2 protein-coding genes are annotated in these 2,072 nt (G+C 59.0%); both read left to right on the top strand.

All coding sequences use genetic code 11. The features are described 5' to 3' along the window. A partial coding sequence (locus RDN59_RS12130) for an ABC transporter permease subunit (RefSeq protein ID WP_308608055.1) occupies positions 1-1,511 on the top strand: 1,511 nt, incomplete at its 5' end. Beyond that, positions 1,504-2,072: metallophosphoesterase (locus RDN59_RS12125; protein ID WP_308608054.1), on the top strand; the 569-nt coding region annotated here is incomplete at its 3' end. The genes RDN59_RS12130 and RDN59_RS12125, both read left to right, overlap by 8 nt.

Genomic DNA, 2,072 nt, shown 5'->3' with positions numbered 1-2,072 from the left:
TGGAACCGGGCATGGGAGAGGTGCTGCTCAATACGGTCGTCCTCTCCTTCCTCGTGGTGGTCTTTTCTACTCTGTTCGCCGCCCCGCTAGCTTTCCTGCGCGCGTGGACACCGTTCTCAAAGGCGAACTGGATAGAAGTCGCCATCATGATTCCCTTCATGACTCCCCCCTTTGCCGCAGCAATGGCGTGGATGGATTTCACTCGCCGCGGTGGAGTTTCCGAATTGCTCTTCGGCCATACCGTGGGCAAGCTTGCGCATGACGCTATCTACTCGGTTCCCGGCATGGCCTTCATCATGGCATGCGAGCTCTTCCCTTTTCTTTATCTCATCCTGCGCAACTGCCTGACATCGATCCCTGCGTCCTCTCTGGAAATGGCTCAGGTTGCTGGCGCCAGCCGTTGGCAACAGGTAAGCCGTATCATTTTGCCCGCCGTCGTGGGCCCGTATTCGCTCGGCGCGTTGATCATTTTCATTAAGGCCGCCGGCGAGTTCGGCACCCCGGTTACCTTGGGAAACGCCATCGGCTTCACAGTCTTGGTCTCCTCCATCTACCAAGACGTCACCATTGACCCGTTGAGTTTCTCTGATGCAGCAGCGTCCTCATCAGTATTGTTCGCACTTGGTGTCGGCGCGTGGGCATTCCAGCAATGGGTCTCGCGGCGAGACCTCACCGGTGGTGGACGAGTCTCCCGTCAGGTCTCACTCCACATCGGCGCTGCGGGCAAGGCGCTCGGCGGCTTAGTCACCTTCCTCATCATCGCCTGCTCGGTGCTCATCCCGTATATTTCCATCACCCTGGCAGCAATGACCATTCTGCGCTCTGCGCCCCCAACGCCTCAGAACCTTACCTTCGACTATTTCGCCATCGTCCTGCAGATGCCTTCCGCCCAGGAAGCTTTGCTGCGTTCTATTGCCCTCGGCGCAGTAGGCGCCACGACCGCGGTCATCCTTGGCATCGCGGTCACCTTGCTCACCCAGCGAACCAAGCAGGTCAGCGCCCGGGTTGTCGACTTCCTTGCTGTAGCACCGGATACCGTCCCCGGAATCGTTCTCGCCATTGGCTTCATTCTCCTATGGAACGCTCCCTGGCTGCCATGGACACCTTATGGCTCCATGATCATTCTTGTCATGGCTTTTACTGTTCTCTTCCTGCCCATGGCGGTGCAGAACATCAAGACCTCCGCCGGCGCGGTTTCCCCGTCGGTCTACGAGGCAGCCGCCGTGTCCGGCGCCTCCGCCTCCCACACGTTGCGTAGCATCACCTTGCCGCTGCTCGCCCCGGGCATCTTTGCTGGCTGGCTGCTAGCGTTCTTTGTAGGGTTCCGCGAGCTGGTTATGTCTTCCCTGATCCGCCCGAGCCAGCTCAATCTCCTTGCGCCGTGGATCATGAACCAATTTGACCAGGGCCACCGCGCTGAAGCCATGGCTATGACGCTCATCGGTGTAGGAACCTCCACTGTCGTGCTAGTCCTAATCACTTGGTGGCAAGGAAGGAGGGCCCGTGGGTAATATCCTGATTTTCGCGGACCTTCACCTTGGCCGCCCCGACGCGCCAGGCATGGAGTGGGCACTAAACGTACTGGAGGTCACGACTGCGGATGCATGTATCTGCCTCGGTGACATCATTGACCGCAAAGCCGACGCAGCTACGTACGTACCCCAAGCAGAGAAAGTCATGGCTCGCGCATGCGAGCTTTTCAGCGACGTCCATTTCATCTCCGGGAATCACGACGTCCACCACGAACTTAGTTTCTCTTCGCCTGTAGCGGTTCATCCCTCCGACGTTCACTCCTTTCACTGCGCCGGCGCTACCGTTGTCACCGCCGCGGTGGCTGCCGATCCCGACCTCCGCACACTCACCTTTCCAACCCGCCAGAGCACCGAGCCGCACCTGGGATTGCTGCATTCATCAGTGACCGGTGAATTCTCCAAAGGCATATGCTTGCCCACGACACTCGAACAGCTACAGGCCTGTGGCTTCGACGCATGGATTCTCGGCCACGTCCACACTCCACAAGTGCTTCAGGACAATCCCTTTGTCGGTTGGGTCGGTATGGGAGAGGCAGTGCT

Source organism: uncultured Corynebacterium sp., assembly GCF_902489365.1.
Lineage (GTDB): Bacteria > Actinomycetota > Actinomycetes > Mycobacteriales > Mycobacteriaceae > Corynebacterium.
The sequence above is the reverse complement of the archived record's forward strand: the minus strand, read 5'-3'. Positions and strand labels throughout refer to the sequence as shown.